17 protein-coding genes and 4 tRNA genes are annotated in these 13,558 nt (G+C 70.5%); 18 read left to right on the forward strand and 3 right to left on the reverse strand.

Annotated features, from left to right (window positions below; genetic code table 11):
- Window positions 1-20 precede the first annotated feature (20 nt).
- The gene (locus tag B2363_RS00260; protein ID WP_286927678.1) at window positions 21-1,703 is read left to right on the forward strand and encodes an alpha-amylase family protein; all 1,683 of its coding nucleotides are present in this window, start codon (window positions 21-23) and stop codon (window positions 1,701-1,703) included.
- A 19-nt stretch (window positions 1,704-1,722) separates the two neighbouring features.
- On the opposite strand, the gene B2363_RS00265 is transcribed toward B2363_RS00260, so the two are convergent.
- Window positions 1,723-2,214 (reverse strand): YajQ family cyclic di-GMP-binding protein, encoded by a 492-nt coding sequence (locus tag B2363_RS00265; RefSeq protein WP_181754382.1) that lies wholly within the window; start codon window positions 2,212-2,214, stop codon window positions 1,723-1,725.
- A 66-nt stretch (window positions 2,215-2,280) separates the two neighbouring features.
- On the opposite strand from B2363_RS00265, the gene B2363_RS00270 reads away from it, so the two are divergent.
- The 10 genes from B2363_RS00270 to B2363_RS00315 all read left to right on the forward strand — a co-directional run bounded on the left by B2363_RS00270 (window position 2,281) and on the right by B2363_RS00315 (window position 7,767).
- Window positions 2,281-2,362: transfer RNA gene (locus B2363_RS00270), tRNA-Tyr, on the forward strand.
- Window positions 2,363-2,452: 90 nt separating this feature from the next.
- Complete coding sequence (locus B2363_RS00275; RefSeq protein ID WP_181754384.1) at window positions 2,453-2,755, forward strand: hypothetical protein; 303 nt, start codon at window positions 2,453-2,455, stop codon at window positions 2,753-2,755.
- Between the two features lie 21 nt (window positions 2,756-2,776).
- On the forward strand, window positions 2,777-3,706 hold the full coding sequence (locus B2363_RS00280) for a glucosyl-3-phosphoglycerate synthase (protein WP_286927680.1): 930 nt from the start codon (window positions 2,777-2,779) through the stop codon (window positions 3,704-3,706).
- Window positions 3,703-4,566 carry a dihydropteroate synthase gene (gene folP, locus B2363_RS00285; protein WP_286927681.1) on the forward strand — a complete coding sequence of 288 codons (864 nt, stop codon included), beginning with the start codon at window positions 3,703-3,705 and terminating at the stop codon, window positions 4,564-4,566. Before B2363_RS00280 ends, folP begins: the two co-directional genes overlap by 4 nt.
- Window positions 4,563-5,084: a hypothetical protein gene (locus B2363_RS00290; protein ID WP_286927682.1), complete on the forward strand. Its 522-nt coding sequence runs from the start codon at window positions 4,563-4,565 to the stop codon at window positions 5,082-5,084. Before folP ends, B2363_RS00290 begins: the two co-directional genes overlap by 4 nt.
- Window positions 5,085-5,123: 39 nt before the next feature.
- Window positions 5,124-6,149, forward strand: coding sequence for a quinone-dependent dihydroorotate dehydrogenase (locus B2363_RS00295; RefSeq protein WP_286927683.1), 1,026 nt, complete (start codon window positions 5,124-5,126; stop codon window positions 6,147-6,149).
- Window positions 6,150-6,235: 86 nt separating this feature from the next.
- Window positions 6,236-6,308: transfer RNA gene (locus tag B2363_RS00300), tRNA-Thr, on the forward strand.
- A 29-nt stretch (window positions 6,309-6,337) separates the two neighbouring features.
- Window positions 6,338-6,414, forward strand: a tRNA-Met gene (locus B2363_RS00305).
- 67 nt (window positions 6,415-6,481) lie between these two features.
- Window positions 6,482-6,652, forward strand: coding sequence for a 50S ribosomal protein L33 (rpmG, locus tag B2363_RS00310; protein ID WP_078699153.1), 171 nt, complete (start codon window positions 6,482-6,484; stop codon window positions 6,650-6,652).
- Window positions 6,653-6,741: 89 nt separating this feature from the next.
- A complete protein-coding gene (locus B2363_RS00315; protein ID WP_286927685.1) occupies window positions 6,742-7,767 on the forward strand; it encodes a UDP-N-acetylmuramate dehydrogenase in 1,026 nt (341 codons plus the stop codon).
- Between the two features lie 18 nt (window positions 7,768-7,785).
- Here B2363_RS00315 and B2363_RS00320 read toward each other — a convergent pair whose 3' ends face one another.
- Both B2363_RS00320 and B2363_RS00325 read right to left on the reverse strand, forming a co-directional pair.
- A complete protein-coding gene (locus B2363_RS00320) occupies window positions 7,786-8,325 on the reverse strand; it encodes a DUF4190 domain-containing protein (protein ID WP_181754393.1) in 540 nt (179 codons plus the stop codon).
- On the reverse strand, window positions 8,322-9,353 hold the full coding sequence (locus B2363_RS00325) for an adenosine deaminase (RefSeq protein ID WP_286927686.1): 1,032 nt from the start codon (window positions 9,351-9,353) through the stop codon (window positions 8,322-8,324). The genes B2363_RS00320 and B2363_RS00325 overlap by 4 nt, the downstream gene beginning before the upstream one ends.
- Before the next feature lie 137 nt (window positions 9,354-9,490).
- On the opposite strand from B2363_RS00325, the gene B2363_RS00330 reads away from it, so the two are divergent.
- The 7 genes from B2363_RS00330 (at window position 9,491) to B2363_RS00360 (ending at window position 13,342) form a co-directional block, all read left to right on the forward strand.
- Window positions 9,491-9,563: transfer RNA gene (locus B2363_RS00330), tRNA-Trp, on the forward strand.
- Window positions 9,564-9,605: 42 nt separating this feature from the next.
- Complete coding sequence (secE, locus tag B2363_RS00335; RefSeq protein ID WP_181754397.1) at window positions 9,606-9,827, forward strand: preprotein translocase subunit SecE; 222 nt, start codon at window positions 9,606-9,608, stop codon at window positions 9,825-9,827.
- 19 nt (window positions 9,828-9,846) lie between these two features.
- The gene (gene nusG / locus B2363_RS00340; RefSeq protein ID WP_181754399.1) at window positions 9,847-10,671 is read left to right on the forward strand and encodes a transcription termination/antitermination protein NusG; all 825 of its coding nucleotides are present in this window, start codon (window positions 9,847-9,849) and stop codon (window positions 10,669-10,671) included.
- A gap of 83 nt (window positions 10,672-10,754) precedes the next feature.
- Window positions 10,755-11,186, forward strand: a complete 432-nt coding sequence (gene rplK / locus B2363_RS00345) for a 50S ribosomal protein L11 (protein WP_181754402.1) — start codon at window positions 10,755-10,757, stop codon at window positions 11,184-11,186.
- A gap of 109 nt (window positions 11,187-11,295) precedes the next feature.
- The gene (rplA, locus tag B2363_RS00350) at window positions 11,296-12,012 is read left to right on the forward strand and encodes a 50S ribosomal protein L1 (RefSeq protein ID WP_181754404.1); all 717 of its coding nucleotides are present in this window, start codon (window positions 11,296-11,298) and stop codon (window positions 12,010-12,012) included.
- 93 nt (window positions 12,013-12,105) lie between these two features.
- Entirely contained in the window at window positions 12,106-12,462 is a 357-nt protein-coding gene (locus B2363_RS00355; RefSeq protein ID WP_286927688.1) for a YidH family protein, read from the forward strand.
- Between the two features lie 58 nt (window positions 12,463-12,520).
- Window positions 12,521-13,342: a hypothetical protein gene (locus tag B2363_RS00360; RefSeq protein WP_286927689.1), complete on the forward strand. Its 822-nt coding sequence runs from the start codon at window positions 12,521-12,523 to the stop codon at window positions 13,340-13,342.
- The last annotated feature ends 216 nt before the right edge of the window (window positions 13,343-13,558 follow it).

The following is a 13,558-nucleotide window of genomic DNA, read 5'->3' on the forward strand; positions in this document are numbered from 1 at the left end:
CGTCGAACCGGGAGGCACGGATGAGGATCAGTGACACGGCGGACCTGTGGTGGAAGACGGCTGTCGTCTACTGCCTGGACGTCGAGACCTTCCTCGACTGGAACGGTGACGGAGTCGGTGACTTCGTCGGCGTCACCGAGCGGATCGACTATCTCGCCGAGCTGGGCATCACCTGCTTGTGGCTGATGCCGTTCTACCCGACGGCGAACCGCGACGACGGTTACGACATCACCGACTTCTACGGCGTCGACGCCCGGCTGGGAACGCACGGCGACGTGGTGGAGCTGGTGCGGACCGCCCGGGACCGCGGCATCCGGGTCATCGTCGACCTGGTGGTGAACCACACCTCCGACCAGCACCCCTGGTTCAAGGCGGCACGGTCGAGCAAGCGCTCACCCTTCCGGGACTTCTACGTGTGGCGCGCAGAGGCACCGGAGCAGGACACCTCCGACCAGGTGGTGTTCCCCGACCAGGAGGACAGCATCTGGGAGTTGGACGCGCGCACCGGAGAGTATTACCTGCACCGGTTCTACAAGCACCAGCCCGACCTCAACGTAGCCAACCCGAAGGTCCGCGACGAGATCGCGAAGGTGATGGGCTTCTGGCTCGAGCTCGGCATCTCCGGCTTCCGGGTCGACGCCGTGCCATTCCTCCTCGGTCTGGAGGGGGTCTCGGACAGCCAGGCGCGAGATTTCGCCGACCCTCACGACTACCTGGCCTCGTTGCGGTCGTTCCTCGGGCGGCGCACGGGCGACGGCATCCTGCTCGGAGAGGTCAACCTGCCCTACCCGGAGCAGAAGAAGTTCTTCGGCGGCCGTGACGGGGACGAGCTGACGATGATGTTCGACTTCGTCGGGATGCAGAACCTGTACCTCTCACTGGCGCGCGAGGACGCCCGACCCCTGGCCCGCACGCTGAAACGACGACCGGCCATCCACGCCGATGCCCAGTGGGCGTCGTTCGTGCGCAACCACGACGAGCTCACGCTCGACAAGCTCAGTGAGAGTGAGCGCCAGGAGGTCTTCGCCGCCTTCGGCCCGGACCCCGAGCTGCAGCTCTTCGGCCGCGGACTGCGGCGGCGGTTGCCGCCCATGCTCGACGGCGACCCACGGCGGATCAGGATGGCCTACAGCCTGATGTTCTCGCTCCCCGGCACACCCTCCCTGTTCTACGGCGAGGAGATCGGGATGGGTGAGAACCTCGAGATCGAGGGACGGATGGCGGTCCGCTCACCCATGCAGTGGTCACCCGACCGCAACGGCGGCTTCAGCAGCGCGGCGCCCTCCCGCCTGCGATGGCCCGTGGTCGAGGGGCCCTTCAGCCCCGAGCACGTCAACGTCGCCGACCAGCGCTCCGACCCGGACTCCTTCCTGAACTTCGTGGCGCTGTTGATCCGCAGGTATCGCGAGTCTCCCGAGCTGGGTTGGGCTGACGTCACGATCCTCGAGCAGCCACACCGCAACGTGCTGGCTCACGAGTCCCGGTGGGACGACCGGCGGATGCTCGCCGTGCACAACTTCTCGCCGGACCGCTGCACGGTCCCGCTGCAGCTCGCCGGGTGCGAGGCCGGCTGCCGCTTGGTCGACCTGCTCCAGCCGGGTGCGACCGAGCTCGACGCGGACGGACGGGCGGAGGTCGCGATGGACGGCTACGGCTACCGGTGGCTTCGTGTCGTGCCGCCGGAGGGTCGCCGGCTGGCCTGACGGGGGCGGCCGCAGCGATTCAGCGGTAGTTCGTGAACTGCACCGCGAAGTCGAGGTCGGCGCCCTTGACCAGGGCGATGACCTCCTGCAGGTCGTCGCGCGACTTGCTGGTGACCCGGAGCTCGTCGCCCTGGATCTGCACCTTCGCGCCCTTGGGGCCCTCGTCGCGGATCAGCTTGCTGACCTTCTTGGCCTGCTCGGTGCTGATGCCCTCGGTGAAGGTGCCGTTGATCTTCACGTCCTTGCCCGACTGGCGCGGGTCGTCGGCCTCGAACGTCTTGAGGCTGATGCCGCGCTTGACGAGCTTCGTCTGGAAGACGTCGAGGATGGCCAGGGCGCGCTCCTCGGCGTTCGCGGTGATCTCGACGCCCCACTCGCCCTTCCACTCGATGGAGGCGTTGGTGTTCTTGAAGTCGTACCGCGTCGCGATCTCCTTGACCGCCTGGTTGAGCGCGTTGTCCGCCTCCTGGCGGTCGATCTTGCTGACGATGTCGAACGAGGAATCGGCCATGGGCCCACCCTAGCCGCCCTGATTTCGAGGTCCACCGGACGCTGGGGTAATCTTGCAGACTGTCGCGGCAGGTTGCCCGAGCGGCCAAAGGGAGCTGACTGTAAATCAGCCGGCATTGCCTACAGAGGTTCGAATCCTCTACCTGCCACGTGACGCGAGCCCCCGACCGGAGACGGTCGGGGGCTCGTTCGTTGCCGCGGCGTGGCCGAGTGTCGGTCCGGGCCCCTATCGTCGAGGCATGAGCCACGCCGACGATCGCCGTCCCGGTGAAGCCTCGACCCTGCACGGGCTCTACGAGCTCGTGCCCGACGCCTACGAGCTCGACCTCCTCGAGGAGGCGCGTCACCAGCGCCACGAGGACCAGGTGGTCGCGCTGATGACCGAGCTCTCCGCCGCGTGGGACGCCGCGGTCGCGGGGCTGGGGTACGACGAGCCCGAGCCGCAGCCTCTGGCCGAGGCCGCCGCGCCCAGCGTCACGCAGGCCCGCTTCCTGGTCGAGCGGCTGCTGGGCGGCGTGGTCGTCGACGACGACCTCCGCTGAGCCCGCGGGTACGGTGAGCGCGTGGCTGACACGTGGTTCGATCGCAGGACCTACCGCTGGGACCAGTGGGACCCCGCTGCACTCCTGCGGGCGAAGCGTGACGCCTGCGTCCGGGTCACCGTCGTGATCCCCGCGCTGGACGAGGCCGCCACCGTGGGCGACGTCGCCGGCCGGATCCACGACGCGTTCGTCGGTGACGCGGGCCTCGTCGACGAGCTGCTGGTGATCGACAGCGGCTCGACCGACGACACCGCGCGCCTCGCCGCGCAGGCCGGAGCCGCCGTCCACCACCTCGCTGACATCCGTCCCGACCTCGGCAGCCACCGGGGCAAGGGCGAGGCGATCTGGAAGGCGCAGTTCGTGGCCACGGGCGACGTGCTCGTGTTCGTCGACGCCGACCTCACCGAGTGGGGCACGCACTTCGTCACCGGGCTGCTCGGGCCGCTGCTGACCGATCCCTCGGTGACGCTCGTGAAGGGCTTCTACGAGCGCCCCTACCGCGAGGGCGCCCTCGACGATCCCGACGGCGGCGGCCGGGCCACCGAGCTCGTCGCCCGTCCGGCGCTGGCGCTGCTGCGGCCCGAGCTCACCCACGTGGTCCAGCCGCTCGCGGGGGAGTGGGCCGTGCGCCGCACCGCGCTGGCGTCCCTCAGCGTGCCCGTCGGGTACGGCGTCGACCTCGCCGCGCTGGTCGATGTGAGCGACGCCGAGGGGATCGGTGCCATCGGCCAGGTCGATCTCGGCCGGCGCGCGCACTCCCACCAGCCCCTCCGCGCCCTCGGAGCGATGTCCGTGCAGCTGCTGGCCGCGATGATGTCGCGCGCCGGTCGCGCGCCCGACGCAGACGAGGCCACCCTGCGCCAGTTCCGGTCGTTCGAGGGGGCGTTCGTGGCGATGCACCAGGACGTCGACCTCACCGAGCGCCCGCCGTTCGCCGAGGTGGCCCGATGACCCTGCGCCTCGGACGCCACAGCTTCGACGACGACCGCACGCTGATGATGGCGATCGTCAACCGCACGCCCGACTCGTTCTTCGACCGGGGCGCCACCTGGGCCGAGGACTCGGCGTTCGAGCGGGTGCAGCAGGTGGTCGCGGAGGGCGCCGAGATCGTCGACATCGGCGGGATCAAGGCGGCCCCCGGTGCCGAGATCGACGCCGACGAGGAGAAGCGCCGCGTGGTCGGGTTCGTCGAGCGCGTGCGCTCGGCCTTCCCCGACGTGGTGATCAGCGTCGACACGTGGCGCTCCGAGGTGGCCCGCGCCGTCTGCGAGGCCGGTGCCGACCTGCTGAACGACGCCTGGGGAGGTGCCGACCCGGCGCTGGCCGAGGTCGCCGCCGAGTTCGACGTGGCGATGGTCTGCACGCACACCGGCGGCATCACCCCGCGCACGCGGCCGCACCGCATCGAGTACGACGACGTGGTGGCCGACGCGATCGCGTCCACCGTGGCGCAGGCCGAGCGCGCACTCGCCCTGGGAGTGGCGCGCGAGAGCCTCCTGATCGATCCGGCGCACGACTTCGGCAAGAACACGTTCCATTCGCTCGAGGTGACCCGTCGCCTGGGCGAAATGGTCGACACCGGGTGGCCGGTGCTGGTGTCGCTGTCGAACAAGGACTTCGTCGGCGAGACCCTCGACCGCCCGGTGGGGGAGCGCCTGCTGGGCACGCTCGCGGCCACGGCCGTCGCCGCCACGGCCGGCGCGCGGGTCTACCGCGTCCACCAGGTCCCCGAGACCCGTCAGGTCGTCGACATGGCCTGGACGATCGCGGGCCGGCGCCGGCCCGCGCGCGCGATCCGGGGCCTCGCGTGATCCGCCGGTTCGTGGTCGTGCCGCCCGTTCCGGCCCTCCTGCCGCGGTACGCGAGCCTGGAGGACCCGGTGGCCGACCTGCGGGTCTCCGCGGTGGCCGCGGTGCGCGCGGTCGTCGCGGGGGTCGACTCCGTTGCCGTCGTCGGCGACGACCCCTTCGCCGAGCCGGTGGCCCGCGCCCTGCTCGACGCCGCCGGCTTCGACGGCGCGGTCGACGCCGACGCCGAGGTCCTGCTGGTCATGGCCAACGGCAGCGCGAAGCGCAGCGAGAAGGCGCCGGGCCACTTCGACGAGCGCGCGCTGGACTTCGACGACACCGTCGACCTCGCGCTGCGCTCGGGTGACGGCGCCCGCCTGGCCGCGCTGGACGCCACGCTCGGCGCCGATCTGTGGGCCTCGGGCATCAAGACGCTCACGGCGCTGGGGGAGGGCCTGGACGGGCGCTGGCAGGTCTCGGTGCCCTACGCCGACGCCCCTCACGGTGTGCTCTGGTGGGTCGCCGCCTGGCTCCGAGCCTGACCGGAGGCGCGGCGGTGGCCGTGTCCTAGGCTGGTCGCCGTGGCCTATGACGCGCTCTTCGACTCCGTGTTCGCCCGCATGGATCCCGAGCGCATCCACGAACGCGCGTTCGCCGCGATCCGCCTGGGCCGTCCCGTGTCCCGGCTCGCGTACCGGGTCGACCCGTCGCCGATCGAGGTGATGGGCATCGAGTTCCCGCACCGCTTCGGCCTCGCGGCCGGCTTCGACAAGAACGCCCGCGGAGTGCTCGGTCTCCTGGCCCTCGGCTTCGGTCACGTCGAGATCGGCACGGTCACGGCGCGGCCCCAGCCCGGCAACGACCGTCCGAGGCTGTTCCGGCTCGTCGACGACCGCGCCATCGTCAACCGCATGGGCTTCAACAACGACGGTGCCGCCGTCGTGGCCTCCCGTCTGCACCGCCTGCGCGGCACGGCAGCGGGCCGCCGCGCCGTCATCGGGGTGAACATCGGCAAGACCAAGGTCGTCCCGGCCGAGCGCGCGGCCGAGGACTACGTCGAGAGCGCCCGCCTGCTCGCGCCGCACGCCGACTACCTCGTCGTCAACGTCTCGAGCCCCAACACCCCGGGCCTGCGCGACCTCCAGGCGGTGGAGTCGCTCGAGCCGATCCTCGCGGCGGTCAAGGGCGTCGCCGACGGCAACCACGGTCGCCGTGTCCCGCTCGTGGTCAAGATCGCCCCCGACCTCGCCGACGAGGACGTCGACCAGGTCACCGACCTCGTCCTCGAGCTGGGCCTCGACGGGATCAGCGCCACCAACACCACGATCGCCCGGCCTGCCGAGCTGCTCACGTCACGCGACGTCGTCGACGCCGCGGGGGCCGGTGGGCTGTCCGGCCCGATCCTGGCCGACCGCGCCGTCGAGGTGCTGCGCCGCATCCGCGACCGCGCCGGCGCGGGACTCACCCTGATCGGCGTCGGCGGGGTGACCGACGAGGCCGACGTGAGGGCCAGGATCGAGGCCGGTGCCGACCTAGTCCAGGGGTACACGGGCTTCATCTACGGAGGCCCGAAGTGGCCGTCCCGGCTCGCCACCGCCGCACGCTGAGGACTGCGATACCGGGCCGGATCGACATCGCGCCCACCCCGATTTGGGAACCCGGCACCTGACCCGGTATCTTTACTTGTCGGCTTGCCCCTTTAGCTCAGTCGGCAGAGCGTTTCCATGGTAAGGAAAAGGTCTACGGTTCGATTCCGTAAAGGGGCTCTGAGGAGCGAGGTGACTCGCAACTCCGTGGCTGGGTAGCTCAGTTGGTCAGAGCGCACGACTCATAATCGTGAGGTCGCGGGTTCGAGCCCCGCCCCAGCTACCAGACCGGCAAGTCAGCAGCAAACCTCCCGCCCGGCAACGGGTGGGGCACCGACCAGAAGAGGCACACCGTGGCCAGCAAGAGCTCCGACGTTCGTCCCAAGATCACCTTGGCCTGCACCGAGTGCAAGGAACGCAACTACATCACCAAGAAGAACCGTCGCAACGACCCCGATCGCCTCGAGGTCAAGAAGTACTGCGCGCGCTGCAACGCCCACCAGGCGCACCGCGAAACGCGCTGAACCCGTCTTGCGACGACCCCCGTGCCGACCGGCGCGGGGGTCGTCGGCGTTCTGTGGAGGTCCCGATCGTGCCTGCTAGCGTCGCCGACATGCTCCTGTCCGAGGTCACCACGCTCCGTCTGGGCGGCCCCGCCCGCTCGGTCGTCGAGGCGACCACCGAGGACGAGCTGATCGCCGCCGTACGCGCCGCCGACGAGGCCGCGGAGCCCGTCCTGCTGGTCGGCGGCGGCAGCAACCTCGTGGTCTCCGACGCAGGCTTCGAGGGCACCGTCGTGCTCGTCCGCACGCGCGGCATCGACGTCTCGGCCGACGCCTGCAGCGGCGCCATGGTCACCGTGGCGGCCGGCGAGAGCTGGGACGACTTCGTCGCTCACGCGGTCGCCCACGACTGGGAGGGCGTCGAGGCGCTCGCCGGCATCCCCGGCTCGGTCGGTGCCACCCCGATCCAGAACGTCGGCGCCTACGGCCAGGAGGTCGCCGACACGATCGTCAGCGTCCGCACGTGGGACCGTGCCGAGAAGCGGGTCCGCACGCTGATGTTCACCGACCTCGGGTTCGGCTACCGCCACAGCCGCTTCAAGGACGAGCCGGATCGGTTCGTGGTCCTCACCGTCGCGTTCCAGCTGCGCTTCGCCGGAGCGCTGAGCGCGCCCGTGCGCTACGCCGAGCTCGCCCGGCACCTGGGCGTGGAGGTCGGCGCCCGCGCCCGCCTGGCGCAGGTGCGCGAGACGGTGCTCGCGCTGCGGCGGGGCAAGGGCATGGTGCTCGACCCGCAGGACCACGACACGTGGAGCGCGGGGTCGTTCTTCACGAACCCGATCCTCACGGCCGACGAGGCCGCGAGGCTGCCGTCCGGGGCGCCCCGGTTCGAGCAGGCCGACGGCTCGGTCAAGACGAGCGCCGCGTGGCTGATCGACCACGCGGGCTTCGAGAAGGGCTTCGGCCGGGGGCCCGTGGCCCTCTCCGGCAAGCACGTGCTCGCCCTGACGAACCGCGGCGGCGCCACCACGGCCGACCTGCTGGCACTGGCGCGCGAGGTCCGCGACGGCGTCGAGCGCGAGTTCGGGATCCGGCTGGTCAACGAGCCCGTGCTCGTCGGCGGCGACCGGCTCTAGGGCCGCCGCCGACGGCGCTCAGGCGAACAGCGAGATGAGCGAGAGCTCGGAGTAGTCCGAGCTGGTGTCCGAGGACGCGACGCCGGCGATGATCAGGACGATGAAGAACGCGAATGCGACGATGCCCAGGATCAGCAGCACGGTGCCGATGATGCCCAGGATGCGTCCGGCCTGCGCCTCGCCGCGACCGTCGTAGACGCCCGGGTTGGCGTCGATCTCTGCGACGGCGCGGTTGCCCATGACCCACGCGAAGGGCGCGAGGACGCTGCAGACGATGAGGCCGAGGATGCCCAGGATCAGCACCAGGGTGGCCTTCGGGTGCTTCGGCGGGGGACCGCCCCATTGCGGCTGGCCGGCGTAGGGCTGGCCGGGGCCGGGAGGCTGCGCGCCGTAGGGCTGCTGGCCGGGGTACGGCTGCTGCTGGCCCGGGTACGGCTGCTGCTGCCCGGGGTACGGCTGCTGCTGCGGAGGCTGGGAGGACTGCTCGGGACCCGTCGGGTCGTTCGGCTGCTGGCCGGAGGGGTCGCCCGGGTACGACGGCGGCTGGTTCTCGCTCATGGGGTCATCGTTCCACGTTCGTCGGCCAGCCAGGCCTCGACACCCGCGAGTGCCGACGTCCTCAGGTCCTCGGGCGCCTGTGAGGCGCGCAGCGAGCGGCGCGCCAGCTCCGCGAGCTCCTCGTCGCTGAAGTTCTGGGCCGCGCGCAGCAGGGCGTACTGGCCGGCCAGCCGGGTGCCGAACAGCAGCGGGTCGTCGGCTCCGAGGGCCACGTCGACCCCGGCCGCCATCAGCTCGCGCACCGGCACCTCGTCGATCGTGGCGTAGACGCCGAGCGACACGTTGGAGGCCGGACAGACCTCGAGCCCGATGCCGGCGTTCGCGATCGACTCGAGCAGGCGCGGGTCCTCCGCGGCGCGCACGCCGTGGCCGAGCCGGTGCGGGGCGAGGTGGGTGAGGCACTGGCGTACGTGCTCGGGGCCGCGGAGCTCACCGCCGTGGGGCACCAGCACCAGTCCCGCCCGGTCGGCGATGCGGAACGCAGGGCCGAAGGCCGCGGTGTCGCCGCGGCGCTCGTCGTTCGACAGCCCGAAGCCGTGGACGCCGCGCCCCGCGTACTGGCCGGCGAGCCGGGCGAGGGTGCGGGCGTCGAGGGGGTGGCGCGTGCGGTTCGCCGCGATGATCACGCTCATCCCGAGGCCCGTCGAGGCGGAGGCGTCGCGGACCGCGTCGATGACCAGGTCGGTGAACGCGGTGATCCCGCCGAACTTCGCGGCGTACCCCGACGGGTCGACCTGGATCTCGGTCCAGACGCAGCCGTCGGCGCGATCGTCCTCGGCGGCCTCGCGGACGAGCCGGCGCACGTCGCCCTCGGTGCGCAGCACGGAGCGGGCCACGTCGTAGAGCCGCTGGAAGCGGAACCAGCCCTTCTCATCGGCCGCGGAAAGCTGGGGCGGCCACTCCTCCACGAGGGCCGAGGGCAGGTGCACGCCGTCGCGCTCGGCCAGCTCGATCAGCGTGCCGTGGCGCATCGAGCCGGTGAAGTGCAGGTGCAGATGTGCCTTGGGGAGAGTCGTCAGCGGCCGCACGCGGCCATCGTGCCACGCGGCCCGGACGGGGGTTCGGGCAGCGCCGGGGACGCCCGGTTTCGCTTTCGTGGGCGAGGTGCGTACACTTGACGAAACCGGCGAAACTACCCTGTTTCGTCATGCCCGGAATCGGGCGGAGGGCACTGGCGCAACTGGTAGCGCATCGGTCTCCAAAACCGAAGGTTGGGGGTTCAAGTCCCTCGTGCCCTGCAAGGTCGGCCCCGAGCCGGCACCGTTCGACGAAGGAGCACCGTGAGCGAGAATCACGAACTGGCAGGGACGCGCACCAAGCGCACGTCCCCGCTGACGTTCTACCGCCAGGTGGTCGCCGAGCTGCGCAAGGTGGTGTGGCCGACCCGTCCGCAGGTCGTCAACTACTTCTTCGTCGTGCTCGTCTTCGTGCTGATCATGATGGCGTTCGTCGCCGCGCTGGACTACGGGTTCGGCAAGGCCGCCTTCGCCATCTTCGCCTAGACCAAGGACTGAAACCTCTGTGACCTCCGAATTCGACGAGAACGACGCGCCCGTGGACCAGACGTCCACCGAGGAGGCGTCGGTCGACGAGACCCCCGCCGCCGACGGCGTGGACGAGGTCGCTGACGTCGACACCGACGCCACCGACTCCGACGACACCCCGGCCGACGAGACCGAGGGCGACGACGACACCGCCGAGGCCCCCGCGGCCGAGGACGAGGCCGCCGCCGACCCGCTGCAGGAGTTCCGCGACCGCCTCTGGAGCCAGCCCGGCGACTGGTACGTGATCCACACGTACGCCGGCATGGAGAAGCGCGTCCAGCAGAACCTCGAGAACCGCAAGGTCGCCCTCAACGCCGAGGACTTCATCCACGAGATCGTCGTCCCCACCGAAGAGGTCGCCGAGATCAAGAACGGCCAGCGCAAGCTCGTGCGCCGCACCGTGCTCCCGGGCTACGTGCTCGTGCGCATGGACCTGACCGACGACTCCTGGGGCGTCGTGCGCCACACCCCGTCGGTCACCGGCTTCGTCGGCAACGCCCACCAGCCGGTGCCGCTCAGCCTCAGCGAGGTCGAGAAGATGCTGGCCCCCGCGGTCGAGGCCGAGGTCGCCGCCGAGGCCACCGAGAGCGCCGAGAAGACCCAGCAGGCTGCCGCCGCCAAGGTCGAGTTCAGCGACTTCGCCGCGGGCGACTCGGTGCTCGTCATCGACGGCCCGTTCGCCACGCTGCACGCCACGATCACCGAGATCAACATCGACGGCCAGAAGGTCAAGGGCCTCGTCGAGATCTTCGGGCGCGAGACCTCGGTCGAGCTCCCGTTCGACTACATCCAGAAGGTTTGATCGCCCCGCGATCAAAGGTCAGGTCACCGCACTGAACGAGCGGTGACGGACTCAGAACGAACAACCAGTTAGAAGGACCCGAAATGCCTCCCAAGAAGAAGGTCGCGGCTGTCGTCAAGGTGCAGCTGCAGGCCGGCAAGGCCAACCCGGCGCCGCCCGTCGGCACCGCGCTCGGCCCGCACGGCGTCAACATCATGGACTTCTGCAAGGCGTACAACGCCCAGACCGAGTCCATGGCCGGCAACGTCATCCCCGTCGAGATCACGATCTACGAAGATCGCTCGTTCACGTTCGTCACCAAGACGCCCCCGGCCGCCGAGCTGATCAAGAAGGCCGCCGGCCTCTCCAAGGGCTCGTCCGTGCCGAACACCGACAAGGTCGGCAAGCTGACCAAGGATCAGGTGCGCGAGATCGCCCAGACCAAGATGCCCGACATCAACGCCAACGACATCGATGGCGCGATGAAGATCGTCGAGGGAACCGCCCGCTCCATGGGCGTCACCGTCGAGAAGTGATCACCCTCGGCGGTCCTCCGACCGCCGATCCCCGTGGGAGGGCCAGCTGGGCCCGCACCACACCTGGTAGCAACAGACAGCAATGTCTTGGAAATGAAGGAAACCAGTCATGACACAGCACAGCAAGGCGTACCGCGCCGTCGCCGAGAAGATCGACCGCGACGCCCTGTACACGCCCCTGCAGGCCACCACCCTGGCCAAGGAGTCCGGCTCCAAGAAGTACGACTCGACCGTCGACGCCGTCGTGCGTCTCGGCGTCGATCCCCGTAAGGCCGACCAGATGGTGCGCGGCACCGTCAACCTGCCGCACGGGACCGGCAAGACCGCCCGGGTCCTGGTCTTCGCCACCGGCGCCAACGCCGATGCCGCTCGTGAGGCCGGCGCCGACTTCGTCGGTGCCGACGAGCTCGTCGACAAGATCAACGGCGGCTGGCTCGACTTCGACGCCGTCGTCGCCACGCCCGACATGATGGGCAAGGTCGGCCGCCTGGGCCGCGTCCTCGGTCCGCGCAACCTGATGCCGAACCCGAAGACCGGCACCGTCACCACCGACGTCGCCAAGGCCGTCGGCGACATCAAGGGCGGCAAGATCGAGTTCCGCGTCGATCGTCACGCCAACGTGCACTTCGTGGTGGGCAAGGCGTCGTTCACCGCCGAGCAGCTCGCCGAGAACTACGGCACGGCGATCGAGGAGATCCTGCGTCTCAAGCCGGCCAGCTCGAAGGGCCGCTACATCAAGCGGGCCACCATCTCCACCACGAACGGCCCCGGCATCCCGGTCGACCCGACGCGCGCGCGCAACTTCGCGTCCGACGACGAGGCCTGAGCCAGCAGTTCAGCCGACGACGCCGCCCTCCGCACGGAGGGCGGCGTCGCGTCTTTCCCGGGCCCGGGCCCGCGGGCCGGGCATGATGGGGCGATGACCGATCGACGCCCCCGCTGGGTCTACGAGGCCGGCGACGAGCCCGACCCGCGCTTCAGCCTGGCCAACGAGCGGACGTTCCTGGCCTGGGTCCGGACGTCGATCGGGATCATGGCCGGTGCCGTCGCGCTGTACAGCCTCGAGCTGCCCGGGCCCGACGGCCCCCGCGCCGTCGTGCTCGTGCTCCTGCTCACCCTCGCCGCCGGGTGCGCGGTGATGTCGTGGCTGCGCTGGGCGAAGGTCGAGCGCGCCATGCGCCGACGCGAGCCCCTGCCGGCCTTCACGTCCGCGCCGGTGGTCGCGCTCGCGCTCGTTCTCATGGCCATCGTCCTGGCGTTCGTGGTCGTCGTCTGAGCGAGCGGAGCACGGCGAACGCCCTCTCGGTGAGGAAACGGCGAGTACTGTCGCAGGCATGAGGAAGTCGCTCAAGGTCTCGCTCGCCGCCACGATCCTGGCGCTCACCTCCGCGTGCGGCGCCGGTGGTGCCGATCTCACCGCCGCCGACGGCTCCTCGAGTCCGGCGAAGGCAGCAGCGGCCGCGGCCGCTGCCGATCCGCTCACGCAGGAGAACTTCGTCGAGCGGCTCACGGCGGCCCAGCTCGCCGCCGGCAGTGCCCACGTCGAGATGGACGACGGGGTCGACATGCGCGGCGACGTCCGTCTGGCCGAGGACCTCGAGGGCACGGAGGCGCGGGTCACGATGGGCGCCGGACCGATGCTGATGGACCTGCGGGTCGTCGACGGCATCGTCTACCTCAAGCTGGGCGAGCTCAGCGGTGGCAAGTTCATCCGGGTGGACCTGAACGATCCGAAGGACCCCGTCGGCCAGCACTTCGGATCCATGGCCGGGCAGGTCGATCCCACGAAGCAGCTGAAGGTGTTCAGCGACGCGCTCGTCGAGTTCGACGACCAGGGACCCGGCGGCGAGATCGACGGCGTCGAGACCACGAAGCTGCGGCTCGTGCTCGACGCCTCCAAGGCGCTCCAGGACCACGAGGCGGGCGGCCCCGGCCTCGGCGCCAAGGCCCCGAAGCAGCTCGAGTACACCCTCTACGTCGGCTCGGACGACCTGCTGCGCCGGCTGACGATGGACATCGCGGGCTCCACGAAGACGATGGACTGGTCCAAGTGGGGCGAGCCCGTCGAGGTGAAGGCCCCGCCGGCCGACCAGGTCACCGACAGCAGCCGGCTGGGCGACCTGGGGCGCCTCATGGAGGGCTCCCGGAAGAGCTGATCCGGGCCCGATTTGGAGGAACGGCGGGCCGCCACCTAGACTGGCAGAACCGAAGACCGCCGGTGGTGTCTCCCACGAGTCACCCGAAGTGCCCGTCAGGGCGACCCGCGCAGGTGCAGATCAGGGTTCGTCCCTGCGTTCACATGAGCGTCCTGTGCCCACGCACGGGGCGCTTTTCTCGTGCAGGCGTTCTTCGCATGACAGTGAAGGAGACCC

The organism is Aeromicrobium sp. UBA7512 (assembly GCF_002476985.1).
In the GTDB taxonomy this organism is placed as follows: Bacteria; Actinomycetota; Actinomycetes; order Propionibacteriales; family Nocardioidaceae; genus Aeromicrobium; species Aeromicrobium phoceense.